This window comes from Enterococcus sp. M-BR2 (assembly GCF_056612775.1).
Genome location: NZ_CM152743.1, coordinates 7,501 through 32,431 on the forward strand (window position 1 = coordinate 7,501; position 24,931 = coordinate 32,431).

Genomic DNA, 24,931 nt, shown 5'->3' on the forward strand with positions numbered 1-24,931 from the left:
GGACGTCGTATTTAATGATGACATCGCCATGTGCACCTGTTTTTCGATCGGCTACACGTACATAAGGTGCTTTGACTTTTGTATGGTCAAGATTAAAACTTTCGACATTCATTCTCATTTGTAAGACTCCTATCTATTTGTTCATTTGTTTTGATGTTTTCCACTAAAGAATTATTTAGTGAAATTTACAAAAACGTCTTTCTACTTGATTCTAACACTTATCGTTTCCAAGGTGTAGCAATCTGAAATATTTTTTAGATTTTTCTGCTAAACCATTTATGTGGACTTTCTAGTTCTTGATTGTGTCAAATGCCTGAGCTAAATCGTTTATGAGATCCTGACCATACTCAATTCCTACAGAAAGACGAATTAATCCGTCCTTTATGCCAGCCTCTTCACGTTTTTCTTTTGGAATAGACGCATGAGTCATGACAGAGGGAACTTCTACTAAACTTTCTACGCCACCTAAACTTTCTGCTAGAGTAAATAGTTGGAGAGATTCAATAAAAGGAATAGCAGTTGCTTCATTTTTTAAAGTAAAAGAAACCATTCCGCTAAAGCCGCTCATTTGTTGCTTAGCAATTCCATAAAGTTCATGGTCGGGTAATCCTGGATAGTAGACCTTTTCTACTGCTGGATGAGAAAAGAGAAAATCAGCTACTGCAAAAGCATTTTTTTGATGTTCCTCCATACGAACACTTAGAGTCTTGATTCCACGCTGAAGTAACCAGCTATCTTGAGGACCAAGAACGGCACCGATAGCATTTTGATAAAATCCAATCTGCTCAGCCAGCTCTTTATGTCTAGTAGTCACTAAACCAGCTACTACATCGCTGTGTCCGCCTAGATATTTGGTGCCGCTGTGGACAACGATATCAGAACCAAGATCTAATGGTTTTTGAAAATAAGGAGTAGCAAATGTATTGTCAGCAATAACTATCAATCCATGTCGATGAGCCAGAGTGGCACTTTTTTCTAAATCAGTAATCTTTAGAAGCGGATTGCTAGGTGTTTCAAGATAAAGTGCTTTTGTATTGGGGTGGATGGATTGTTCTATTTTATCAAGATTGCTCGTATCTATGATCGTGTACTCGAGACCATTTTTAGTAAGAACCTTGTCAAATAGACGGAATGTTCCCCCATAGACATCATCTCCTAATAAGATATGATCGCCAGCTTCAAAAAGAGAAAAAACGGCATGAATCCCAGAAAGTCCAGAAGAAAAAGCGAATCCTCGAACACCCCCTTCCAAATCAGCAATCAGTTCTTCCAGTGCAAAACGAGTAGGATTACCAGATCTTGAATATTCATATTGCTTAGGATGTCCGACTCCATCTTGTCGATAAGTGGATGTTTGATAAATAGGTACACTGACAGCTCCTGTTGTGGGATCTTCACTGATGCCTCCGTGGATCAATTTTGTTTGAATATGCATGTTTCTTTCCTCCTATAAGTAAATGTTTTTTGATAAATAGCGGTCTGCTGCGTCTGGAAAAATCGTAACGACACGATGACCAGGTGGTAAACGACGAATTTCTCTTAATGCTGCTGCAAAAGCCGCACCACTCGAACTTCCAACTAATAGTCCTTGTTCTCGTGCTAATTGCCTAGTATAGTTAAACCCTTCTCCATCAGAGATTGTTTCGATCTGATTGATTGAAAGGGGAGAAAGAAACGGCGGAATGAATTCTACACCGATACCCTCAATTTCATGAGGGGCTGGATCTCCGCCATTTAACACAGAGCCCTCTGGTTCTACACCGATTATTCGAATATCGGGATATTTTTCTTTCAAAAAGGTAGAAGTTCCAGCAAAGGTTCCACCGCTACCGATCCCCGCCACAAAACTATGAATATCTTCTTTGATTTCATGAAAGATTTCCGGTCCTAACGTATAATAGTAAGCAGCGGGATTATCTTTATTTTCAAATTGAAGAGGCAGATAGCTATTCGATATCTCTTCTGCAAGTTTTTTACTTTTGCTGATGGCACCGACGATTCCTTTCTCACTAGGAGAATGGATGATCTTTGCTCCCAATGCTTTCATCAATTGTTGTTTTTCCAAGCTGAACTTCTCTGGAACAACAAAAATCGTTCTTAACTGATGCGTGAGTGCGGCCAGAGCAATCCCAATCCCTGTGTTTCCGGCAGTCGGTTCGATGATCGTCGTTTTTTCATTGATTTTTCCTTGGGCAAGTCCTTCTTTGATCAAATAACTACCCAATCGATCTTTGATACTTCCTCCTGGATTTAAATATTCCAGTTTTGCATAAATAGCAGAACCTTTAGGCATAGAATAGTGCTGATTGTCAAAGCGATAAAGCGGTGTGGAACCAATAGCTTCTGTAATTGTCGAGATAATCATATGGACCTCCTAAAAAAGATAATAAAAAAAGGAGCTGACTATTAAATCAGCTCCTTGAAAGACATAGAGAAAAATTGAGTAGACAAAAGGTAAATTACCTGGTACTCATTCTATGAAGGGCAATTAATAGACATGACAAATAGTATGCTGCTTTTACGCACCATACAACAGCAACGATTCAATTGTTTTTGGTTGCTGACTGTCATGTGTATCCCTCCAATTAAAATTTTTATTAACGATAGCATGAAAAAAAATAAAAGTCAAAGGCTTGAAAGAAAAAAATTTCGATAGTATCGTTTACCCGTGTTTATTTTTTTTTTGACAAATAGGCATGAAACCTTAAAAGATAGAGAATACTCTAGTTTTCTGTCCGGTTGTCTGATACAATAAAGTTGATTATGATAAAGAAAAGAAGGAGCAAAAATAATGATCTCAGCAAGTGATTTAAGAGCCGGTATGACGTTCGTTCAAGACGGTAAATTGATTAAAGTTCTGGATGCAAGCCACCATAAACCTGGTAAAGGAAATACAGTTATGCGTATGAAACTGAAAGATGTCCGTTCAGGCGCAACATACGACACAACTTTCAGACCAGAAGAAAAATTTGAAAAAGCACATATCGACACAAAACCTGTGCAATATTTGTACACGATGGACGATACAGCTTTCTTCATGGATTTGGAAACATATGAACAATATGAAATTCCTGTAGAAACAGTAGAAGAAGAAATGAAATATATCCTAGAAAACATGGAAGTAAAAATCCAATTCTTCGGTAGCGAAGTTATCGGTGTTCAATTACCGACAACTGTCGTGTTGCGTGTCGTGGAAACACAACCTTCAATCAAAGGTGCAACAGTTACTGGTTCAGGTAAACCAGCGACAATGGAAACTGGCTTAGTGGTCAATGTTCCTGACTTCATCGAAACAGATGAATTATTGGAAATCAATACAGCAGAAGGTTCTTATGTAAAACGTGCGTCAAAATAATAAGCTAACGAATTGATAAGAAGTTGAAAAACATAGTTTGACCTCTTGAAAAGTAGATCATCCGATCTGCCTTTCAAGAGGTTTTTTGTAGAATCAGCCGATTGAAAAATAAAAAAGTATTTGTTTTATTTACACTTTGAAATACAATTTAATTGAAAGACGTGATCTGTCGAATATTTTGAAAGAGAGGAATCTTTATGGGATTCATCCTATTACTGTTTTTTTATCTTTTGATTTTTTTGTTATGGGTAATAATTGTAACGCTTGCATTCCCAGAAGTAGCTTTGTACATAATTGTTGTTTTGTTTTCGATGTTCCTTCCGAATGAAATAGGTGGGCGATATATTGAATTATTAGAATTTTTTCAGCCTATCATCCATTATTTTCAACGATTTACAGAAGCGCATCTATCTGTAAAATTATTTATTCTTTTAAGCATTCCACTGAGTTACCTGCTGTTGTCTAGTCTATTACAATTTTATGGTATTTATCCATTGCAGATCATAGGATCATGTATGACGTTAGTTACTGTTTTTTATTTATTAAATGTTATTTTTCAATTAGCTTTGATTTGGAATATTTTGCTGACAGTTCCGATCTCTCTCGTAGCAATTGGTATCCGTTTAGTTGTTTATCATTCTTTGAATAAGTATTTTCGTAAGTGTACGTATTTATTCACTTTTTTACTCAAAGAAAAAAATGAAAAGAAAGATACTTCTGAGCATACGCAACAATCATCTAATCAAAATAAGAACAACAAAAAAACTTCTTTAGTAATCAACGAGCCTTTTGAACTGGAAGCTTATTTTAGGCTGATCTTAGGTGTAGATGAACAGGCAACAAAAGAAGAGATCAAACATGCCTATCGACAAAAAGTCATGAAGTATCATCCAGATAAATCCGTAGAAGAAAATGCGAAAGAAAAGTACGAAGAGATTATCGAAGCCTATAAATATTTGAAATAGTTTCAAATTGCCATGTTTCCTTTTATTTTCCTACTGCTTGTATAATCAAGATATCGTTTTCTTTCTCTTTATATTAAAATAATATTATAATTAAATTAGTTTAAAAAGAGAAAACGGAGGCTGAATAATGGAGAAGCATACGACGAAAGAGACACAGAAAGAAAATAACAACGTAAAAAAACAATTAAACTTTGCGGATAATCATGAATTTATGTTAGCTAGCCAGAATTGTGTTGCTCCCTTTAACCATTTAGAGATTATTGAAGAAGGAAAAGTTATATGGAGTCAGAAAGCTTATGCATTTTTAGAAGAGGAATGTCCAAACTGTGCGAATCCAAGTCTTTGGGAAAATGCGCGATGTAACCATCAAACGGGTCTCTTTCGTGTCACTGAGCAAATCTTTCAGTTACGGGGATTTGATATGGCCAACCTCACACTGGTTCTTACCCCAAACAATAAATGGATTGTCTTTGATACATTGATGAGTATCGAATGTTCAAGAGCAGCGATTGAGTTTGCGGATCGCTGGTTTAATGAAAACGGGTATCCAGAAGTGGAGGGGAATCTTGCAGGAATCATTATCAGTCATTCCCATGTCGATCATTTTGGTGGCATACGCGGTTTGTTTAAAGACTTCAAAGTAGATCCTTCTGTTCCGATTTATGTACCTGAAGGATTTACGGAAGCTGCTATTTCTGAGAACCTTATGGTAGGGAAGGCCATGGGAAGAAGAGCAGTCTTTCAATATGGCTCTTCCTTAGAAAAAAGTCCATTTGGTTCCTTATCTGTTGGAATTGGACAAGGACAATCTACAGGCACAATCAGTTTTGAGCTTCCTACTTGTGAGATCACTGAAAATAAAATAATCGCTATCGATGGATTAGATCTGGATTTCCAATTGACCCCTGGCACAGAAGCCCCTGCCGAAATGAATACGTATATTCCAGCATATCAAGCGCTTTGGATGGCAGAAAACTGCACTTGTACGATGCATAATCTTTATACTCTGCGAGGGGCACAGATACGAGATGGAAAAAGCTGGTCGAGATACCTTATCGAGGCACAACGGCGCTATGGACCAAAAGCAAAAGTATTGTTCCATGCGCATACTTGGCCGCGGTATGCCACTGAGGAGGAACCAGATGCTATTAACAGGTATTTACTAGACCAAGCACGGTTATATAAAGGAATTCATGATGAATCACTTAAAGCTGTCAATGCCGGGTATACCATAAACGAATTAGCAGAACAAGTCGCTTTGCCAGAAGAGCTGACAAACCAGTGGTATCTAAGACCATATTACGGAACGATTGCTCATAATAGCAAGGCGGTTTATCAAAAGTATATCGGTTGGTATGATTCAAATCCGGTGAATTTGAATCCGCTTCCTCCTGAACGGGAAGCGAAACAAACGGTAAAGTACATGGGTGGAGCAGAAGCTATCTTAGAAAAAGCGCATGAAGATTATGAAAAAGGAAATTATCAATGGGTGGCAAAAGTTACGAATTTGGTCATTTACGCAGATCCTGAAAATAAAGAAGCAAGAGCGCTTTGCCGGCGGTCGTTGACACAACTAGGGTATCAAACGGAATCTGGGGCTTGGCGAAATGAGTACTTGACTGGAGCACTGGAATTAAAGGAAGATGTGGACTTGTTTTCAATTGAATCGGCTGATTCGTCAGAGCTATCGGCACAGATGAATGGAGAAATGTTGCTGGATTATTTAAGCATCCATACTATTTCGACCAAAAAACAACAGACGGGCATGGTAAAGTTCACAGATGACTGGCAACTTTCAAATGGTCAAATCCATTCATTGCCAACGACTTATTTCATCGATTACTGGCAAGGAATTTTGACTTATTATCCTATTTCTTCAGACAAAGAGGAGGCCGCGCTTATTTATGAAGGAAAAAGAGTAGCATTCCTCCAGCAAATGCTTGATTCCTCAGGTGAACCAAGAAGCTGGTCCATGCTTTTTAAAGCAGATACAAACAACTATTTCAATATCATGGAACCGTGAAAATAGTTGAAATAACTCAAAAATTTAAGATGTCCGAACGATATGGAAGAAAGAAGGGTTTATCATCGCTAAACAGCGATAAACCTCTGCTTATATGCAGGAATATTCTTCTGATAGTTCGGATATTTTATTTTTTGTCCCCTTTTTTATTTTTGTTTTAAAAAAATGTTTCGAAATATACTAGACAATTCAGAAAATTTTGTATAATATTATTCCAATAAAATTCAAATCTTTATCAAATGAAATTCCAATAAAAACGGAAAAAATGTGAAAAGAGGAATAAAAAAATGACAGAATTGATAATTGGCGGAGTCACAGCAAGCACATTAGCAGAAAAGTATAAGACACCTCTGTATGTGTATGACGAAGAAAAGATGAGACAAACGATGCTGTCATTCAAGCGAGGCTTTGTATCGAAGCATTTTGATACAAAAGTTCTTTACGCCTCTAAAGCATTCCAAACGATTGAGATGCTACGTTTAGTCCATGAATATGGATTTGGGCTGGATGTTGTCAGCGGTGGGGAAATCTATACCGCTTTGCAAGCTGATTTTCCTAGAGATGCTATTTATTTCCATGGTAATAACAAGACCCCAGAAGAACTGAGCTATGCACTTGAAAATGAGTTGTTGCATGTTGTTGCCGATAACTTGATGGAAGTCGAGTTATTAGAAGAATTAAGCCAACGCTATTCTAAAAAAGTCGATGTCATGCTTCGGTTGAATGTCGGTGTAGAAGCCCATACTCATGAATATATAGTCACTGCACATATTGATTCAAAATTCGGCATGAGCTATGAAAGTAAAGAGTGTCAGCAAGCTCTCCAATTGATAAAAGAAAGCAGTTATCTAGAGTTAGAAGGTTTTCATGCCCATATTGGGTCACAAATTTTTGATGTTACTGCTTGGCTAGCTGAAATCGACAAATTGACGAGTTACTTAACCGATTTTGACCAACCACTTTCCTTGAATCTCGGGGGAGGATTCGGGATTCGTTATACACAAAATGATCAGCCAATCCCAATCGAAGAGGCACTAAAAAAGCTGATTGAATATACGGAAGAATCTTTGGACAAACGAAAACTGACGATTCGTCAACTACTGATCGAACCAGGAAGAAGTATTGTTGGGGAAGCTGGTACAACACTATACACGATTGGCTTCATCAAAAAGACACCACATAAAAAATATTACTTTGTAGATGGCGGGATGACAGATAATATCCGCCCAGCTCTGTATCAGGCAGCATACGATTGTGATTTAGCAGAAAAACTGTCGGAAGAAAAAACAGAAAAAGTGACGATTGCAGGGAAAATGTGTGAATCAGGTGATGTGGTAATCAAAGAAACTTATTTGCCGAAAGCAAAATCGGGTGATCTTTTAGCTGTTTATTCCACGGGGGCTTACGGATATTCGATGAGCAGCAACTACAACCGAGCGACACGACCAGCAGTTGTTTTTGTCAATAATGGTCAATCGAGACTGGTTGTTCGCAGACAAGTATTTTCTGATCTACTAAGGGGGGAAGTTTCTTATGATCCTTCATAAATATAATGGCTGTGGAAATGATTTTATCTTATTAGATTACACAGAGGATACGGATTATAGTCAATTAGCTGCTTCTTTATGTGCAAAAGAAAAATATGACACAGACGGATTGATCGCCGTAAAAACCGATCCGTTGGAAATGATCTATTACAACAAAGATGGTAGCCGTGCCCCTATGTGCGGAAATGGTATTCGCTGTTTTGCTCGATATGTGAATGATCAAAATAGGATGGATGAACAGGAATTCGACGTAGAGACGTTAGCAGGCACAAGAAAAATTACGGTGTTGGCTCCCTCACCTTTTTATTGCAGCGTAGATATGGGAGTGCCAGATGATTCTCCAGAAAAAATCAAAGCTGCGCAATCTTATCCAATAAAAAACCAGGAAATAGAGATTGGTGGCGAAAAAGTAACAATCACTAGTTTATTTTTAGGGACGATCCATACCGTTGTTTTTGTTGAAAATTCGCGTGAGGAAGTCTGGAAAAAAAGAGGCGAACTGATCTGTCATCATCCTTTGTTCAAAGAAAAAACCAATGTCAACTTTGTAGAAGTAGTCAATGAACAGGAATTGACCGTCCGTACCTATGAAAGAGGAGTAGGTTGGACACTTGCTTGCGGTACAGGTTGCTGTGCCTCTTATGCGGTTGCGAAGGAAACTGGGAAGATTTCAGCAGATCAGGTAGTCGTTCACTTGGAACAAGGAGACTTGATGATCTCTGGTGAGGATACGATACAAATGGCTGGTCCAGCAGTTCATGAATGGACAAGAATATTGGAGGAATGAAGATGATAAAAGGTTCAATCGTGGCGCTGATCACGCCGATGAATGAAGAGGGATCAGTAGATTACGCTGGTTTGGAAAAATTGATCCAATTCCATTTAGATGAACAAACAGACGGATTATTAGTTTTGGGTACAACAGGAGAATCTTCTACACTCACACAATCTGAGGAGGAGAAGATCCTTCAACTGACAGTAAAGAAAGTGGCTGGCCGTGTGCCGGTGATTGCAGGAGCTGGAACGAATAATACGAAAGAAACGATTGAAAAAGCGAAGCATTTTGCTTCTTTGGGCGCAGATGCACTTTTGGTCATCACTCCTTACTACAACAAAACAAGTGATGCAGGATTAGCTGCTCATTTTACAGCAATTGCAGAAGCTTCACCAATTCCGCTTATTTTATATAATGTCCCTTCTAGAACAGGCATGTCGATTCCAATCCATGTACTAGTAAATTTAGCAGAACATCCTAATATCATTGGTTTGAAAGAAGCCTCAGGAGATATGGCTTATGTGATGGAAGCCGCTCGATTGATTAGCGAAAAATTCAGCCTTTACAGCGGAAATGATGATTTGATCCTGCCAGTAATGAGTGTAGGAGGGAGCGGTGTAATCAGTGTATGGGCAAATATCCAGCCTAAAATAGTCCATGAGTTAGTAAAAGATACGATGGACGGAAGATGGCAGCAAGCAAAAGAAAAACAATTAAATGCACTTGAGCTGATCCATGCCTTGTTCAGTGAGACCAATCCTATTCCTGTCAAAGCAGCTATGTCATTATTAAATTTACCTTCAGGACCTCTACGCCTGCCTTTAGTGTCCCTTTCGGAAGAGAAAAAGAAACAATTAGCTCAGCTTTTGCTAAGGGAAAGGACGGTTGAAAAATGAAAATCGGACTGATCGGCAGTGGACAGATGGGGAATAGAGTCGAAGAAGTTGCACAAGAAAGAGGAGACACGGTCCTTCTTTTACGGACGGCATCTAAAGAAGCAACTACACTTGCTTTTACAGAACTGCCAGAACTGCTTATTGATTTTTCTCATCCAGATAATTTAGAAATGATCCTTTCGTATAGCTTGTCTTATCAACTTCCGTTAGTCATTGGCACGACAGGTTATACACAATCACAGTTCCAAGAAATGGAAGAACATGCCAAGCAGGTACCTGTGATGTATAGTGCTAATTTTTCGTTAGGCATCATGGTGATGAACCAACTGATCAAGCAAGCAGCTGCAATGTTGCAAGACTGGCAAATCGAACTGATTGAAAAACATCATAGTCGTAAAAAAGATGCACCATCTGGTACCGCGAATATGCTGCTTCAAACAATCCAAGAAGTACAAAAGCTTCAGCCTGTATATAACTGGCAAGGACAAAAAAGAGAAGAAAATCAAATTGGTGTACACAGTATTCGTGCAGGTTCTTTACCTGGTGAACATGAGGTAATGTTTGCAGCTCCCGATGAAGTATTTACGGTCAAACATGAATCTTTTTCTAATCGAATCTTTGCTGCAGGTGCAGTAGAAGCAGCGGACTGGTTGAAAAATCAGCCACCAGGTTATTACAAATTAGAAGATTTATTAATGGATAAAGGGGTGTAAGAAACGTGGAAGCTCAAGAAATCATCCGCTACATTCAAACGGCATCTAAAAAGACGCCTGTGAAAGTCTATCTGAATGTAACCGAGCCAATCAAATTTAAAGACAGCAAAGTTTTTGGTGAAGGAAACAGCTTCGTTGTTTTTGGTGACTACGAGTCGATTGCTCCGGTTTTAGAAGCTGAAGCGGAAAAAATCATTGAAATCGAAATCGAAACTGCTGCAAGATACAGTGCAGTTCCTTTGTTGGATATCAAAAAAATCAATGCCCGTATCGAACCAGGTGCTATTATCAGAGATCAAGTGTCCATCGGCAACAATGCCGTGATCATGATGGGAGCGATTATCAATATCGGTGCAGTAATCGGTGAAAACACGATGATTGATATGGGTGCTGTCTTAGGTGGACGAGCGACAGTGGGCAAAAACTGCCATATTGGTGCAGGAGCTGTCTTAGCGGGTGTAATCGAACCCGCATCGGCTAAACCGGTTATCGTAGAAGACGGCGTACTGATAGGTGCGAATGCAGTGATTGTTGAAGGTGTCCATATCGGAAAAGATGCAGTCGTGGCAGCAGGAGCAGTGGTTTTAGAAGATGTGTCAGCAGGTACTGTTGTCGGTGGGATACCTGCACGAGTCTTGAAAATAAGTGATGATCAGACAAAAGAAAATACAGCATTGATTGCTGCGTTACGCGAATTATAGAGGAGATGGAGAAAAATGCGCGAAATAGATACCTGTATTGTGGGGGCAACCGGATTAGTCGGACAAACGATGCTCAAAGTGTTAGAAGAATATGATTTTCCAGTAGGACGATTGAAATTATTAGCGTCAAAACGTTCAGCTGGCAAAGTTTGTGTATTCAAGGGGAAGAAACACACTGTACAGGAATTGACAGAAACTTCATTTGAAGGATATGATTTAGCGCTATTTTCTGCAGGTGCTTCTGTATCCAAAGAGTTTGCGCCAATCGCAAGAAGTCAAGGATTATTTGTTATAGATAATTCCTCGGCATGGCGAGAAGATTCGGATATTCCATTGATCGTTCCAGAGGTTAATCTGGAAGACTATACATTGAATCGGCTGATTGCGAATCCAAATTGTTCAACCATTCAAGCGGTACTACCGCTTAAAGCTTTACAAGAAGCTTTTGGAATCCAACGAGTCAATTATTCGACCTATCAAGCAGTTTCTGGTTCTGGACAGAAAGGTATCCAAGATCTTTATCGCACGCAAAATGACGAGGAACCAGCTTTGTATCCTTATAATATTAGTCAAACGGTGATTCCAGAAATCGATCAGCCTTTGGAAAATGGTTATACCAAAGAAGAACAGAAAATGATAAATGAGACCCGTAAGATTCTGCATCAGCCTGATTTGCCAGTATCAGCAACCTGTGTACGTGTGCCAATCGAGAATGGACACGGAGTCTCGGTGGCCGTTCAGTTGCAAAAAGAGTTTACGATTGAAGAAGTTAAAGAGTGTCTCAGTCAGTTTCCAGGGATCCAATTAGAAGATGATCTAGCAGCACATAAATATCCAACGAGCATTCTTGCTAAAGGAACAGATACGGTTTATGCGGGGAGGATCAGAAAAGACACCTCTTTAGAGAACGGACTGTTGTTCTATACAACTGCCGATAACATACGCAAAGGAGCCGCTGCAAATGCCGTACAGATTGCTGTAGCTTTAATGCAGAAAATAGCGGAGGTGGCAAGATGAGTAATACGCTGAAAATAGCAAAATTCGGCGGAACATCGATGTCTCATGAAGAACAATTCAAAAAAGTCCATACAATTGTTCTTTCAGATCCCAATCGTCAAGTGATCGTTGTTTCTGCTTTAGGCAAACGTACATCAGATGATGACAAAGTAACAGACTTACTTTATTTGATTTATGCCTACCTTCAGCATCATGTTGATTGGACACCTCTTTGGGAAAGGATCTGTGAACGTTTCGTTCAAGTAAGAGACCTTCTTGACCTGCAGTTACCTGTGGAAGAGGAACTGGCACGCATACAAAAACAACTGGAAGATGAAAAGATAACTGAAGATTATTTAGTAAGCAGAGGTGAATATCTGACTGCTCGACTGATGGCTGAGTATCTTGGTTACCAGTTCATTGATGCAAAGGACCTGCTGTTCTTTGACTATGATGGAAAAATAGATGAGGAAAAAACAGCACAGGAAATCACAAAAGCATTTAAAAGATATCCGAAAATGGTTGTTCCAGGATTTTACGGGGCAAACCCTGCAGGCAAAGAAAAATTATTGGGACGTGGGGGAAGCGACATTACTGGCGCGATACTGGCGAAGATGCTACAAGCGGCGAGTTATGAGAATTGGACAGATGTTTCAGGAATCATGATGGCTGATCCGCGAATCATCGATCATCCTAAAATCATCGAGGAAATCTCTTTTAGAGAACTGAGAGAGATGGCTTATATGGGGGCTAATGTTCTTCATGAAGCAGCTGTTTTCCCAGTTCAAGAGGCGGATATCCCCATCCAAATAAAAAATACCAATGATCCTTTCGCTCAAGGAACAAAAATATCGAATCACGAAGTGGAAAAGGAAAATGGACTGACAGGAATAGCTGGACGCAAGGATTTTCTTTCGATCACTTTATTCAAACGTCATATGTCTGATGAAATCGGGTTTATCTGGAAAGCAATGAGCATTTTTGCTAAACATGAGATATCAATCGAACATATTCCTTCAGGGATCGACAATATCGGAGTGATCGTTTCAGCAGAAGCGATTGCCGATAAATTATTTCTCATCACAAAAGAATTAAAAGAAACACTTGGCGTGGAAGAAATCGTCGTGATTGAAGACTTAGCTTTGATCTCTGTCGTTGGCGGACCGCATAAAGAATTGATCGGTTTATCTGGGAAAGTGTTATCGATATTGAACAAATTAGAAATTCGCACATCGATCTTATCACAAGGAGCACAGGAGTTGAATCTAATCATCGGTGTACCGAATGATCAGTATGAAACCGTAGTGAAGGGTATCTATGAAGGGATGGTGAATACGGATGCTGAAAGAATATCGAATGGCACTCCATCAAATTCCTGAAATCGGATTTCATGAATTTAAAACAAAAAAATATTTATATGAACAAGTAAAAAATAGTGGAGCCGTTATCCATGAAATCGGCGAAACAGGACTGCTTCTTTATTTTGATAATCAACAAGAAGAAACGATTGCTTTTCGAACAGATATCGATGCACTGCCAGTCAAAGAAGAAACAAATCTCTTTTTTGCTTCTAAGCATGAAGGGTATATGCATGCATGTGGTCATGACGGACATATGGCGATGCTTTTAGGGTTGACCGACTTTATAACTGAACACATCGAGGAGCTTATTTATAATGTAGTACTGATTTATCAGCCATCAGAAGAAATTTCCGGCGGCGCACAAAGTGTTATTCAGTCAGGATTATTAGATAAATATGAAGTACAAGCAATATTTGGCTTTCATCTATGGCCTGGACTAGCTAAAGGAGAAGTTTTTTCTCGACCAGGACCTTTGATGGCACAAAGCAGTGAAACAGACATTATCATCAAGGGCCAGTCCGCGCATATTGCTTCTAGTGAAAAAGGAATCGATAGTCTGGAGGCAGCTGTACGATTTTTGAAGAATGTTTATGATTTTGATCGGCAATTACCGGCAGAGTGGAATCATCTAATGAAATTTGGTCAAATCCAAGGTGGAACGATCCGGAATGTTTTAGCTGGAGAAGTTATTGTATCCGGAAGTATCCGTTCTTACAGTTCAGATATGCAAAATTATTTGAAGAGGGGATTAGCTCATTTAGCAGAACAGTTTCACTCTGCAGCAACTATTTCTTTCCGCTATAATGACGGCTATCCAGCTGTGATCAATCATGGAGGCTTATATGCAGCGTTGTCGGATTCAAACAAATTACATGAATTAGAGGATCCAGTTCTTCAAGCCGAAGATTTTGGCATATATACGCAACAATATCCTTGTGTATTTTTCTTTTTAGGTGTCGGTGATACCCCTGCTTTACATGATCCGACGTTCGATTTTGATATGGATGTTTTAGAAAATGGTGTAGAATGGTACAAAACGATTCTTTTTACAGAAAATCTTCTTGAAAAAATCGATAGCAGTTCAAAAGAGGAGCGAGTAAATAATGATGAATTTATCCAATCGATTTAATCCCAGACTTTCTAGAATAGAAGTATCTAAAATACGGCAATTCGATCAGCAAATATCGTCGATACCAGATGTGATCAAGCTCACCTTGGGAGAACCGGATTTTCCGACTCCCGAACATGTCAAACAAGCCGGAATAGCAGCGATTGAAGAAGACTTTTCTCACTATACCGGAATGAGAGGACTGGAGGAACTGCGGGAAGCTGCTTGTATGTTTCAGCAACAGCGTTATGGATTAACTTATGATCCGCAAACGGAAGTTTTGACGACGGTTGGTGCAACGGAAGCGATTGCCTCTGCATTGTTATCTGTTTTAGAAGAAGGAGACAAGGTTCTTATTCCAGCGCCTGCTTATTCAGGATATCAGCCATTAGTGGAACTAGCTGGTGCTGAATTGATTCCGATAAATACTTCTGACACAGGGTTTGTTTGTCAGCCGGAACAATTTGAACGAGCATTTGAACAATATGGATCAGCTATCAAAGCAGTCATTTTAAATTATCCTAACAATCCCACTGGAACGACATTGTCTGCAAGCCAGTTGGAAGCAATCGCTGAAGTTTTAAAAAAATATCCGGTATTTGTTATAAGTGATGAAGTATATGCTGAATTGACTTACACTGGAACGCATATATCCATAGCTTCTTATCTTCCGGAACAAACAATCGTGATAAGCGGGTTATCCAAGTCACATGCGATGACTGGTTGGCGAGTAGGCTTTATTTTTGCTCAAAAAGCCCTTATTGACGAACTAATTAAAGTCCATCAATATCTGGTGACTGCGGCTACAACGATGTCGCAAAAAGCTGCGACTGAAGCGCTAATAAATGGAGTAAAAGATAGCGAGAATATGAAAGAACAATATCAAACACGGAGAGACTATCTGGTCCAGCAATTGGCGCCTTTAGGATTTGAAGTGACTCAGCCAAATGGTGCATTTTACTTATTTTGCAAACTCCCAGCTGTCATTCAAACCGACTCTTGGCAGTTTTGTGTAGACTTAGCGGAACAGGCAAAAGTTGCGTGTATCCCTGGCATTGCATTTGGCCCAGAAGGAGAAGGCTATATACGGATTTCTTATGCTAGCAGTATGGAAAACTTACATGAAGCGTGCAAACGGATCAAAGACTTTTTAACAGAACAGTAATTCATGAATTTTCTCAAAAAACAATCGACATCTTTGCGGTATATTCTGCAAGCTGCCGATTGTTTTTTAAATTTGGTTCAAATGAGCGCGTTTCTTTTGATTCATAACTGATGTAATGTTAAGTTTAAATTGTTTAGAATGATTTTAAAAGAATATTCAAGGAGGTTTCATCAATGGAAAAAATCAAAGTTGTCATTGTAGGTGCATCTCATGGAGGGCATCAATCGATCTTGGAACTATTGACACGATACGGTGAAAATGTAGATATCACGCTATTTGAAGCAGGAGACTATGTTTCCTTCATGTCATGCGGTATGGAGCTGTATCTAGAAGACAAGGTAACAGATGTAAATGATGTACGTAATTTCAGACCAGAAAACTTTCCGCAATCCAATGTTCATATTTTAAATAATCACGAAGTAAAAACGATCAATGCAGATAAAAAAACAGTAACGGTTACTAGCACATCAGATAACGAAACAAAAGAATATCCTTATGATAAATTGATCTTGAGTTCTGGTGTCAAACCAAACAATTTGCCAGTACCAGGGGCAGATTTAGAAAATGTCTATTTGATGCGTGGATACAATTGGGCAACCAAAATCAAAGAAAAATTAAATGATCCTGCTATTAAAAAAATCGCTGTCGTAGGTGCTGGTTACATTGGGATCGAAGCAGCAGAAGCAAGCCGAAAAGCTGGAAAAGAAGTCGTCTTGCTTGATGTGATCGACAGACCCTTAGGCACATATTTAGATGCTGAGATGACAGACATTTTAGAACAACACCTAAATGAAAACGGTATTGAAGTTTTGACAAACGCCAAAATCGAAGCCTTTACCGGAAACGGAAAAGTGGAAGCGATCAAAACAAGTGAAAAAGAAATCCCAGCAGACCTAGTCATCCAAGCTGCTGGAGTGAAGGCAAATACTGAATGGTTAAAAGGGATCGTCGACTTAGATGAACGTGGCTGGATCCAAACGAATGAATACTTGCAAACAAATCTTCCAGATGTGTATGCAGTAGGAGATGCTACACTTGCTTATTCTATCCCAGCACGCAAAAAAATGCCGATCGCTTTAGCGACTGTTGCACGTAGAGAAGCACGTTATGTAGTAAAACATCTTTTTGAAGAAGTACCAAATAAACCGTTCGGCGGAGTCGTAGGTTCCTCCGCATTAAGTGTCTTCGACTACCATTTTGCAGCAAGTGGATTAAATAGCTTCACTGCAGCAAAAGCAGGAGTAGATGTACGAGTGTCTTATTATGAAGATACGTTACGACCAAAATATGTACCAGAAGAACAAGGAAATCCAAAAGTGTCCATCCAATTATTCTCAGATCCAATGACCCATCAATTGCTAGGAGGAGCAGTATTATCTACCTATGATGTTACAGGTCAAGGAAATGTGTTGGCACTAGCGATACAAAATAAACTGACTTTAGAAGAACTGGCAGAAGCCGACTTCTTCTTCCAACCAGGTTTTGACCGACAATGGAGCATGTTGAATCTAGCCGCTCAACAAGCACTAGGAGAAGAACCATTTGTAGAATAAGGAAACGAAATATTTGAAAAGAGGTTGTGACAGAAGTGGTCAGCTTCAAGAAATAAGAAGGAATTTACGGAAATTGTTTCTCAAATTTTTGTGAAATTTCGGCTTATTTTTCGAAGAAGCTACTTCTGGAACACCTTTTGTTCGGAATAAGGACTGTGACACGACTCGTGTCACAGTCCTTATTTTAGTGAAAGGATACATTTCTTCCTTGTATATTCCATGCGTGTTTGAGAGAAAGCATATATAATTTAATTAACAGATAGTTAGGGGGAGAAAGAATGGTTTTTTCAATCACAATGAAACTGGTATTCGGGTTGATCGGCTTGTTATTAGTGGTGCGTTTGCTTGGGAAGAAATCCATGTCGGAAATCACACCATTTGATTTAGTCTATACGCTTGTTTTAGGGGGGATCTTAGAAGAATCAACCTATGATGACAATGTCCATGTAGGCCATGTCCTATTTGCCATTGCGCTTTGGGCAGTAATGATTTATGGTATCGAACGTATCGTCCAAAAAAATGAAAAAGTCAATCGCTGGGTTAAAGGCGAGCCCTCTGTTTTAATCAAAGACGGCGTCATCAACATGACAGAGTTGGCAAATAACCATATCGAGATGGAGCAGTTGCGAGCAATCTTAAGACAGCAGGAATGCTTTTCTCTTGAAAATGCCAAACATGTTATCCTAGAGAATGCCGGTCAAATGAGTGTATTGAAAAAATCAGATGATGACAAAGCTTTGTCGATCCTGCTAGTGGACGAAGGACAAATCCAGCATAAAGTACTTCAATCCAATCAACTAGATGAATCGTGGCTTCTGGAGGATTTGAAGAAAGAAGGCTATGCAGACGTAAAACAGCTGATTTATGTCGAATGGTCAGAAGAAAAAGGGTTCTACGTACTAAACAAAGAAGACGTGATGCATGAATCTTACCGGATAGATGGATAGAGAGAGGTTGTGAAATCAGCTCTTTGACTTGATACTCAAAACTAAGCGACTTTTTCGCAACCTCCACTAAACGATGTTCAATCAGCTAATAATAAGATCAAAATGCTGATTGAACAGCCTCTCATGTCACAAACCATTTTTTTGTTTCTTTTAACTCAATATGCCGTACGTCTTCCCAAACTATCGGCTGATGGTCGATCATAAAATAATCTTCATAGGCTTCACCAATGAAATGACCTTCAACCTCATCTAAGAGTCTTCCAAATTCATCTGTTAAATTGAGCTGGATGATTACTGCTTTACGAGATAAAAAAGCTTCTGTCAGTATACTATCGATTTCTTGTAATGTCATTTGTTGTTTAGGGAGAGGTTGTTTGCGTGCTTCTTCTTCATTTTTTTTGATACCGTTGACTAGTTCTTCCATCGCAAAAGCGGTCCCCCATTTTAATCCAAATGGACGATCTCGATACTCGTTATAGTCAATGAATTTTTTTGCTGTCCGTCTCATCTTTTCCACCTTCTAATCCACTCATACCACCTGCATGCCCACCAACGAGAGAGCTACGTGCAATGGCGCGTCCTCCTTGCAAGAGACTATGCGCATGGATGATTGATTTAAAGCCGTATTTTTTTCTGATCGTATCGACTACAAAATCAACTTTTGCTTCATTTATCTGCTTTTCAGGATCTTCAAAAAGGTTAAGCTGTAAACCTGTCGCGTATACGAGGTTGGAACAGTTCACGCCTATACGTCGAATATCCTGACAGCGGTAATGCTGGTGGAAAATGGTCAATAAAGCATCTGCTAGATTTCTGCTAGCATTTGTCGCTTCGATTTTTGTTTGCTGGTGAAAACCGGTCTTACCATTTGGGTCAAGATAACCTAAGGAGTATCCTACCCATAAGCTGACTACTTGTGCTTTTGCTGCAGATCGTCTCAAGCGAGTGCCGACTTGATCGGCCATTTCTTTGATAACGATCTCGATTTCTTCTTGCCTCGTATAATCTCTATCTAGAATTTGACTATTTCCGATACTTCTTGATTTTGGTATATATTCTTGTCCTAAAAAACTTCGATCGATTCCCCAAGCATGGGCATAAAGCTGAGTACCGATGATCCCTAACGTGCTTTTCAAGTGATAATAATCCGCGTGAGCTAAATCATAAACCGAATGTATACCCATTTGTTTCAGTCGTTTTGCTGTTCGTTTGCCGATTCCCCAAAAGTCAGTGATATCTGAGATTGTCCATAACTTTTCTGGGACATCTTCATAACGCCATTCAGCAATCATTTGTTTTCCGTCTTTTGAGCCATTATCTAAGGCTAGTTTAGCAAGTAGTGGGTTATCGCCGATTCCTATAGTCGTGTAGATTCCGGTCTGTTCAAATACATCTTTATGGATCAGCTTAGCCATGTCGTACGCATTCGTTTTACCAAAGAGTGCCATGCTATTTGTTACATCAAGGAAGCTTTCATCAACGGAATAGACATGATGGTTCGCTTCATCTGCATATTTTTTATAGATAGTATTGATTTCTCTGTTTTTTTCCATATAATAAGCCATCCTTGGAGCAACAATATATAAATCACTTGGATAGGGAAAGGGTAAATCTCTGGCACGGCTGATATTGGTGATGCCGTATGCTTTTTTTGCTGCAGGACTGGAAGCCAAGATTAATCCGCTACCCCGTGTTTCTGTCGAATCAGACGGATAGGACATTACTACTAATTTAGTTGTAAGGGGATCAAGATCCTTTTCCACGCACTCTACGGAGGCGTAAAAAGATTTGCAGTCAATACATAAAATATCTCGTGAAGGTTCTTTTTCATAAACAAATACTGGATTTTGATTCGCCCACATAACAATCACCTCTTCTACACAATTAGAACACATGTTCCCTTTTTGTGTCAATAAAAAACAGCAATTTTCAAATGTGAGCCTTTTGCTCATGTTTGAAAATTGCTGAGAGGTTATTTGTATTTGTTTATTTAGCTGTGTTCATTGATTTTTCTATCAAACATGAACGGCTTCTGGATCAATCTTTGTTGTCCCATTTCCAATGTGTGCAACATAAAATTCTGGAGCATAGCCGACAACTTTCATATATTCATCATAGACATTGTTTTTGAAGGCAGGTATATTTTCTTCTTTGACAAGAGCAATCGCACAGCCACCAAATCCAGCTCCTGTCATTCGTGCACCTAGGACACCTTCTTGTTTTTGAGCAGCGTCCACTAGCGTATCTAACTCGATCCCAGTCACTTCATAATCATAGCGAAGAGAGTGGTGAGAATCATTTAGCAGTTGTCCAAATGCTTCCAAGTTTCCAGCTTCTAATTCAGCTTTTGCTTTCAAAGTACGTTGATTTTCAGAAACAGCATGACGAGCTCTGCGTGTCAATGTATCATCACCGATTTGGTCAATAGTTGATTCAAATTCTTCTTCATCTAAGTCTCCTAAAGAAGAGATAGGCAAAGTTTTTTGCAGACGTGCCAAGGCTTCTTCGCATTCGCTGCGGCGCTCATTGTATTTTGAATCTGCCAATTCCCGACGTTTATTCGTATTCATGATGACGATTGCATAACCATCTAGTTTCACTGGGACCATTTCATATTTCAGCGTATTTGTATCTAACAAAATCGCATGATCTAGCTCACCGAAGCCGATGGCAAACTGATCCATGATACCTGAATTGACACCGATGAATTCATTTTCTACTTTTTTACCCGTTTGAACTAGTTCCAAACGATCCGTTTTTAAATCAAATAGATCTTCTAATACAACACCTACCAATAATTCTAATGAAGCACTACTGGAAAGTCCTGCACCGTTAGGAATTGTTCCTTCCACCAACAACTCAAATCCATGATCAATTGGGTGTCCAGCTTCTTTTAATTTAAGGATCATTCCTTTTACGTAGTTTGCCCAATTTGCTTTTTTATCATATTCTAGCTCGTCTAAAGTAAAACTGATGACACCGATATCATCAAAGTTTGTGGAATAAACTAATATTTTATTATCGTCTCTAGGTGCGGCGACACCTTGTGTTCCATAAGTGATAGAAGCAGGGAAGACATGACCGCCATTGTAATCGGTGTGTTCACCAATCAAATTGATGCGACCTGGCGAGAAGTATTGTGTCGTTTTTTTAGGGCCGAATGTTTCGGCAAATTTTGTGTTTAAGCTTCTTTTGATTTCCATGATGAGTTATTCCTCTCTTGTTTTGATTTTGAATTCTGTCACTGTTTCAAATGCTGTTCCGGCTTTTAAATGAATCGAACCAAATGCTGAGAAACGCTCTGCCCCTGGAGCTGTTTGAGTCTCAAATGTGATGCCGCCGTGATGTGCCAGTTTTCGACCACGCATTTCTGGTGTTTCTGGACCGAAATTTGCAGTGAAAATAACCATACTAGAAGCATCTGTAGCGATATCTACTTGGATTTTTTTATCCGGACTAGTCAAGCGAGCAGCTTCTTTATCCAAGCCAGATTCTTTTAAGAAAAATGGATGATCGATTCCGTCAACGAGTTCTTTTTGATCCAAATCACTAGCAAAAACGGTCGCTAGTTTTTTAGGCGTTTGAAAATCGAAAGCATTCCCTGCAGTATTTTCTTTTACTCCTATAGGAATACTGTCTGCTCGTAAAGGAGCGTAAGCTTCACTATTGAGCCAAAGCTCATGTTGATCGATCGTTTGAGAAGCATCTCCCGTCAAGTTGAAGTAGACATGATTTGTCGGATTGAATAAAGTATCTTGATCACTGATGCCGCGAGTGGTCACTCGCCAGATATTATCTTGTGTCAAAGTATAACGGACTTCCACATCCAATGTACCTGGAAAACCATGTTCTCCGTCGGGACTTGTAGTAGTAAAAATGACAGCAGCTTCATTTTCGCCATTCAAAATGACATAAGACCATTTTTTTAATTCAAATCCAGGAGAACCACCATGCAGATTATGCCCAGTATTTGGATTTGTAGCTAATTGGTAAGTTTTTCCATTGAGAGAAAAGCGGCCATTTTCGATCCTCCCTGCGGTGCGACCGATAGACGCGCCGATATACGGGTCTTTTTCGATATATTCTTCAGCGGTGTCAAATCCCAAAACTAATTCTTGATCATTTGTTTTTAAACAAACGATCCTAGCACCTAAATCAGAGACAGAAAGTACTAGCTTGTTTTTATTCTCCAAGGTTATCAAATGATAACCTTGACCGAAATCTTTTTCTGTAATCTTCATTTTCAAGATCCTTTCTTAATGTGAAGGAACTACTGCATCGTGAAGTTCATCTTCCATTGTATCAGCTGGAGCCAATTTGTTTTCTAATTCCTCAACGATTTGTGCATGTTTTTTCTCTGTCAATGTAATCTTCCAAGCAAAAATAATAGCGGAGAAAATCATCAAAGCAGCAGGAGCATAGAATGCATAAGCTTTGAAAGTCGTTACGCCATGAGCAGTGATATCAGCAGCAGTAGCATTACCAGTCATCCCAGAAGCGATAGCGACAAAACCTACGATTCCGTTAGACAAAGCACCAGCGATTTTATCTAGTAAAGGACGAATAGAGAGAGTAACAGCTTCATTACGGATACCATTTTTCCATTGACCATATTCAACAGAGTCTGTGATTGTCATCAAAGCGGATAAGAAAATCAATTGTTGAGGGAAGTAGAACAATACTAACCCGATGATAACGATTGGCAAACTTGAACCTGCGATCGTAAAGAAAAAGTAGGAAGAAATCATCATTGCAATCCCGCCAAGGTAAACGTAGCGACGAGAGATGACACGTGTAAGCATTGGGAATAGTGGAACAGCTACTAAACCAAGTAAGGCAGCAACTAGACCAACGATCCAAAATTCAGTTGGTTGGCCAAGTACATATTTGAAGAAGTAGAACAATACAGCAGTCGTTGCTACATTAGCAATCGCATAAGCGATATAAGCAAGGGCAAGCCACATCAATTGATCATTTTGAGCAACTGCTTTGAACACATCTTTGATTCCGGCTTTTTCATTTTGTTGACGGATCGCAGTATCGACTTCTTTTGTTCCCAAGGCAGTGATAATTGCAGTACCGCCTGAAATAACAGCAGCAATCACACCGAACCAGAACCAACCTGAAGCGCCTTCAATATGTTTATGAGTAACAAGATAAGTAAAGAAAGTAACGATAGGGACAACGACTAGTGTAGTACCATTTGCACCTAGAGAAGAGCCGAAACGAGCAAACGTAGCAAATTTTTCACGTTCCTTTGTTTCCGTACTCAAAGCAGGAATCATTGACCAAAAAGCGATATCCTTGAATGAATAAAAACTATCCAGCAATATGAAAACGATTGCAAATAATATGATAAATAAAGTCGTATTATGAGTAGCTAAGCCAAAGAAATTGGTAAAGATTGCTACCAAGAGTACAGAACTAACAATACCACCGATAACTAACCATGGTTTGAATTTACCATATTTTGTACGGGTATTATCAATAACGCCACCAATCAAAGGATCAAAAATAATTTCAACTAAGCGGATACCTACAACTAAGCTTGTAACTGTAGCAATCATTTTTGCATTCGTTGCCTTATCTGTTCCTGCAAACATCTGGCTTGTCACGAATACCATAAAATAAGTGCTTAATGTAACATAGAATGTGTCGTGTCCAAAAGCGCCTAAAGCGTAGGACATACGTTGGATCATTTTGCTTTTCATAATCTGTATTCCTCTCCTGTTCAATATATAATACTAAGTAAACCGGTTACAACGAATAACAAAGATCTTTTAATGACTTAAACTTAACAAGAAATCGCTTCCTTTTTAATATATTTCTGTGACTTTTATTTAACTTTTTGTTGCATTATACTAAAGAAGTAAGGAGAGGGAGAAATGGAGCAATCGATTTTTTTAAAAAAGGAACATCAACAAGTAGAAAAAGAATTGTATTTTGATTTTTGCGGCTTCTCTAAAACGATGCCGTTTCATTCTTTTGGTCCTGCTATTCGCAATGATTACATCTTACACGTCGTGATGGAAGGCAAAGGATCTTATCATGTGAAAAATCAACAGTTTCAATTGAAAAAAGGAGATCTATTCTTGATTCGTCCAGGAGACTCGACATTTTACTTATCAGATGGAGAAGATCCATGGATGTATTGCTGGCTTTCTTTCGGTGGACATGCGGCAGAAGAAATCATCCGGCAGTCGCTTTTCAGAGAAGACCAGTACACGATGGTCTCTTCCGATATACAAAAATATATCGACATTATTTTAGAGTGTATGAAAGATACGGAAGAAACCTTGGAAAATGAATTACAGTTAACAGCACTAACCTACCGTTTTTTATCAGTCCTTTTAAAAGACGGCGGAAAGATCAGCGGTGGCGTACAAAAAGTTCATTCCTCCTTAGCTGTTGAGACAGTCAAATACATCGAGGCACATTATGCGGAAAATTTATCTGTTGAGGAAATCGCCCAGCATTTAGCTGTCAACCGGAGTCACTTGTCACGAGTATTCAAAAATCATATGGGTACCAGTATCAAGGAATATTTGATTGGGGTACGGATTAATCGAGGGGCGTTTCTTCTTTCCCTGACGGATGAATCCGTGGAAAGCATTGCCTACCAAGTAGGGTTCAATAGTCTAGTCGTATTTAGCCGGATGTTCAAAAAAAGTACCGGAGAAACGGCTACGAACTATCGTAAACGGATGAAAAACGAAAATTTCAAGAATATTGCTTTGGATACTTTGAAAAAACAGTTGGAAAAACAAACTGCAGTCTCTTGGACGACCTAATTTGCTTGGACAAAAGGACAAGCATCTGCGAAAGA

The 24,931-nt window shown here is 39.2% G+C and carries 23 protein-coding genes (1 of these 23 cut by a window edge); 15 read left to right on the plus strand and 8 right to left on the minus strand.

What is annotated here, in order from left to right:
• From AC1F25_RS00030 to AC1F25_RS00040, 3 genes are all read right to left on the minus strand, one after another.
• Window positions 1–118: the 5' portion of an S-ribosylhomocysteine lyase gene (locus AC1F25_RS00030; RefSeq protein ID WP_002289439.1), read on the minus strand. It extends 341 nt beyond the left edge of the window; the window shows 118 of its 459 coding nt (coding positions 1–118); the start codon lies at window positions 116–118; its stop codon lies beyond the left edge, outside the window.
• Window positions 119–289: 171 nt separating this feature from the next.
• Window positions 290–1,435, minus strand: a complete 1,146-nt coding sequence (locus AC1F25_RS00035; protein ID WP_002312002.1) for a cystathionine gamma-synthase — start codon at window positions 1,433–1,435, stop codon at window positions 290–292.
• A gap of 12 nt (window positions 1,436–1,447) precedes the next feature.
• Window positions 1,448–2,365 carry a PLP-dependent cysteine synthase family protein gene (locus AC1F25_RS00040; RefSeq protein ID WP_002313332.1) on the minus strand — a complete coding sequence of 306 codons (918 nt, stop codon included), beginning with the start codon at window positions 2,363–2,365 and terminating at the stop codon, window positions 1,448–1,450.
• A 426-nt stretch (window positions 2,366–2,791) separates the two neighbouring features.
• On the opposite strand from AC1F25_RS00040, the gene efp reads away from it, so the two are divergent.
• The 14 genes from efp to AC1F25_RS00110 all read left to right on the plus strand — a co-directional run bounded on the left by efp (window position 2,792) and on the right by AC1F25_RS00110 (window position 18,105).
• A complete protein-coding gene (gene efp, locus AC1F25_RS00045) occupies window positions 2,792–3,355 on the plus strand; it encodes an elongation factor P (RefSeq protein WP_002289434.1) in 564 nt (187 codons plus the stop codon).
• Between the two features lie 197 nt (window positions 3,356–3,552).
• Window positions 3,553–4,320 carry a J domain-containing protein gene (locus AC1F25_RS00050; protein ID WP_002344585.1) on the plus strand — a complete coding sequence of 256 codons (768 nt, stop codon included), beginning with the start codon at window positions 3,553–3,555 and terminating at the stop codon, window positions 4,318–4,320.
• Between the two features lie 127 nt (window positions 4,321–4,447).
• Window positions 4,448–6,343 (plus strand): alkyl/aryl-sulfatase, encoded by a 1,896-nt coding sequence (locus tag AC1F25_RS00055; RefSeq protein ID WP_325819883.1) that lies wholly within the window; start codon window positions 4,448–4,450, stop codon window positions 6,341–6,343.
• Between the two features lie 287 nt (window positions 6,344–6,630).
• Window positions 6,631–7,890, plus strand: coding sequence for a diaminopimelate decarboxylase (gene lysA / locus AC1F25_RS00060; protein WP_087063176.1), 1,260 nt, complete (start codon window positions 6,631–6,633; stop codon window positions 7,888–7,890).
• A complete protein-coding gene (gene dapF, locus AC1F25_RS00065) occupies window positions 7,877–8,677 on the plus strand; it encodes a diaminopimelate epimerase (protein WP_002308107.1) in 801 nt (266 codons plus the stop codon). Before lysA ends, dapF begins: the two co-directional genes overlap by 14 nt.
• Window positions 8,678–8,679: 2 nt before the next feature.
• On the plus strand, window positions 8,680–9,561 hold the full coding sequence (gene dapA, locus AC1F25_RS00070; protein WP_087063174.1) for a 4-hydroxy-tetrahydrodipicolinate synthase: 882 nt from the start codon (window positions 8,680–8,682) through the stop codon (window positions 9,559–9,561).
• Complete coding sequence (dapB, locus tag AC1F25_RS00075) at window positions 9,558–10,274, plus strand: 4-hydroxy-tetrahydrodipicolinate reductase (protein ID WP_087063172.1); 717 nt, start codon at window positions 9,558–9,560, stop codon at window positions 10,272–10,274. The genes dapA and dapB overlap by 4 nt, the downstream gene beginning before the upstream one ends.
• 5 nt (window positions 10,275–10,279) lie before the next feature.
• Complete coding sequence (gene dapD / locus AC1F25_RS00080) at window positions 10,280–10,975, plus strand: 2,3,4,5-tetrahydropyridine-2,6-dicarboxylate N-acetyltransferase (RefSeq protein ID WP_002308112.1); 696 nt, start codon at window positions 10,280–10,282, stop codon at window positions 10,973–10,975.
• Window positions 10,976–10,990: 15 nt separating this feature from the next.
• Window positions 10,991–11,992, plus strand: coding sequence for an aspartate-semialdehyde dehydrogenase (locus AC1F25_RS00085; protein WP_002308113.1), 1,002 nt, complete (start codon window positions 10,991–10,993; stop codon window positions 11,990–11,992).
• A gap of 8 nt (window positions 11,993–12,000) precedes the next feature.
• Window positions 12,001–13,350, plus strand: a complete 1,350-nt coding sequence (locus tag AC1F25_RS00090) for an aspartate kinase (RefSeq protein ID WP_050396362.1) — start codon at window positions 12,001–12,003, stop codon at window positions 13,348–13,350.
• Window positions 13,310–14,461, plus strand: a complete 1,152-nt coding sequence (locus AC1F25_RS00095; protein WP_002308115.1) for a M20 family metallopeptidase — start codon at window positions 13,310–13,312, stop codon at window positions 14,459–14,461. The genes AC1F25_RS00090 and AC1F25_RS00095 overlap by 41 nt, the downstream gene beginning before the upstream one ends.
• The gene (locus AC1F25_RS00100) at window positions 14,436–15,605 is read left to right on the plus strand and encodes a pyridoxal phosphate-dependent aminotransferase (protein WP_002308116.1); all 1,170 of its coding nucleotides are present in this window, start codon (window positions 14,436–14,438) and stop codon (window positions 15,603–15,605) included. The genes AC1F25_RS00095 and AC1F25_RS00100 overlap by 26 nt, the downstream gene beginning before the upstream one ends.
• A gap of 173 nt (window positions 15,606–15,778) precedes the next feature.
• Entirely contained in the window at window positions 15,779–17,158 is a 1,380-nt protein-coding gene (locus tag AC1F25_RS00105; RefSeq protein ID WP_002308118.1) for an FAD-dependent oxidoreductase, read from the plus strand.
• Window positions 17,159–17,436: 278 nt separating this feature from the next.
• Window positions 17,437–18,105 carry a DUF421 domain-containing protein gene (locus AC1F25_RS00110; RefSeq protein ID WP_479994152.1) on the plus strand — a complete coding sequence of 223 codons (669 nt, stop codon included), beginning with the start codon at window positions 17,437–17,439 and terminating at the stop codon, window positions 18,103–18,105.
• Between the two features lie 121 nt (window positions 18,106–18,226).
• Here the strand turns inward: AC1F25_RS00110 and AC1F25_RS00115 are convergent, their stop codons facing one another.
• From AC1F25_RS00115 to AC1F25_RS00135, 5 genes are all read right to left on the minus strand, one after another.
• Window positions 18,227–18,613, minus strand: coding sequence for a hypothetical protein (locus AC1F25_RS00115; RefSeq protein WP_002291408.1), 387 nt, complete (start codon window positions 18,611–18,613; stop codon window positions 18,227–18,229).
• On the minus strand, window positions 18,585–19,967 hold the full coding sequence (locus AC1F25_RS00120) for a Y-family DNA polymerase (protein WP_002312015.1): 1,383 nt from the start codon (window positions 19,965–19,967) through the stop codon (window positions 18,585–18,587). The genes AC1F25_RS00115 and AC1F25_RS00120 overlap by 29 nt, the downstream gene beginning before the upstream one ends.
• A gap of 153 nt (window positions 19,968–20,120) precedes the next feature.
• Entirely contained in the window at window positions 20,121–21,308 is a 1,188-nt protein-coding gene (locus tag AC1F25_RS00125; RefSeq protein ID WP_002308124.1) for a galactokinase, read from the minus strand.
• 6 nt (window positions 21,309–21,314) lie between these two features.
• Complete coding sequence (locus AC1F25_RS00130; protein ID WP_002313341.1) at window positions 21,315–22,346, minus strand: aldose epimerase family protein; 1,032 nt, start codon at window positions 22,344–22,346, stop codon at window positions 21,315–21,317.
• A gap of 15 nt (window positions 22,347–22,361) precedes the next feature.
• On the minus strand, window positions 22,362–23,816 hold the full coding sequence (locus AC1F25_RS00135) for a glycoside-pentoside-hexuronide (GPH):cation symporter (protein ID WP_002316516.1): 1,455 nt from the start codon (window positions 23,814–23,816) through the stop codon (window positions 22,362–22,364).
• 174 nt (window positions 23,817–23,990) lie between these two features.
• On the opposite strand from AC1F25_RS00135, the gene AC1F25_RS00140 reads away from it, so the two are divergent.
• Window positions 23,991–24,896, plus strand: a complete 906-nt coding sequence (locus tag AC1F25_RS00140) for an AraC family transcriptional regulator (protein ID WP_002312019.1) — start codon at window positions 23,991–23,993, stop codon at window positions 24,894–24,896.
• The last annotated feature ends 35 nt before the right edge of the window (window positions 24,897–24,931 follow it).

Excerpts from the sequence above, each read along its gene's own strand:
- AC1F25_RS00035 (WP_002312002.1), bottom strand. The coding sequence starts at position 1,435 with ATGCATATTCAAACAAAATTGATCCACGGAGGCATCAGTGAAGATCCC.
- AC1F25_RS00040 (WP_002313332.1), bottom strand. The coding sequence starts at position 2,365 with ATGATTATCTCGACAATTACAGAAGCTATTGGTTCCACACCGCTTTAT.
- efp (WP_002289434.1), top strand. The coding sequence starts at position 2,792 with ATGATCTCAGCAAGTGATTTAAGAGCCGGTATGACGTTCGTTCAAGAC.
- AC1F25_RS00050 (WP_002344585.1), top strand. The coding sequence starts at position 3,553 with ATGGGATTCATCCTATTACTGTTTTTTTATCTTTTGATTTTTTTGTTA.
- AC1F25_RS00055 (WP_325819883.1), top strand. The coding sequence starts at position 4,448 with ATGGAGAAGCATACGACGAAAGAGACACAGAAAGAAAATAACAACGTA.
- lysA (WP_087063176.1), top strand. The coding sequence starts at position 6,631 with ATGACAGAATTGATAATTGGCGGAGTCACAGCAAGCACATTAGCAGAA.
- dapF (WP_002308107.1), top strand. The coding sequence starts at position 7,877 with ATGATCCTTCATAAATATAATGGCTGTGGAAATGATTTTATCTTATTA.
- dapA (WP_087063174.1), top strand. The coding sequence starts at position 8,680 with ATGATAAAAGGTTCAATCGTGGCGCTGATCACGCCGATGAATGAAGAG.
- dapB (WP_087063172.1), top strand. The coding sequence starts at position 9,558 with ATGAAAATCGGACTGATCGGCAGTGGACAGATGGGGAATAGAGTCGAA.
- AC1F25_RS00085 (WP_002308113.1), top strand. The coding sequence starts at position 10,991 with ATGCGCGAAATAGATACCTGTATTGTGGGGGCAACCGGATTAGTCGGA.
- AC1F25_RS00095 (WP_002308115.1), top strand. The coding sequence starts at position 13,310 with ATGCTGAAAGAATATCGAATGGCACTCCATCAAATTCCTGAAATCGGA.
- AC1F25_RS00100 (WP_002308116.1), top strand. The coding sequence starts at position 14,436 with ATGATGAATTTATCCAATCGATTTAATCCCAGACTTTCTAGAATAGAA.
- AC1F25_RS00105 (WP_002308118.1), top strand. The coding sequence starts at position 15,779 with ATGGAAAAAATCAAAGTTGTCATTGTAGGTGCATCTCATGGAGGGCAT.
- AC1F25_RS00110 (WP_479994152.1), top strand. The coding sequence starts at position 17,437 with ATGGTTTTTTCAATCACAATGAAACTGGTATTCGGGTTGATCGGCTTG.
- AC1F25_RS00115 (WP_002291408.1), bottom strand. The coding sequence starts at position 18,613 with ATGAGACGGACAGCAAAAAAATTCATTGACTATAACGAGTATCGAGAT.
- AC1F25_RS00120 (WP_002312015.1), bottom strand. The coding sequence starts at position 19,967 with ATGTGGGCGAATCAAAATCCAGTATTTGTTTATGAAAAAGAACCTTCA.
- AC1F25_RS00125 (WP_002308124.1), bottom strand. The coding sequence starts at position 21,308 with ATGGAAATCAAAAGAAGCTTAAACACAAAATTTGCCGAAACATTCGGC.
- AC1F25_RS00130 (WP_002313341.1), bottom strand. The coding sequence starts at position 22,346 with ATGAAGATTACAGAAAAAGATTTCGGTCAAGGTTATCATTTGATAACC.
- AC1F25_RS00135 (WP_002316516.1), bottom strand. The coding sequence starts at position 23,816 with ATGAAAAGCAAAATGATCCAACGTATGTCCTACGCTTTAGGCGCTTTT.
- AC1F25_RS00140 (WP_002312019.1), top strand. The coding sequence starts at position 23,991 with ATGGAGCAATCGATTTTTTTAAAAAAGGAACATCAACAAGTAGAAAAA.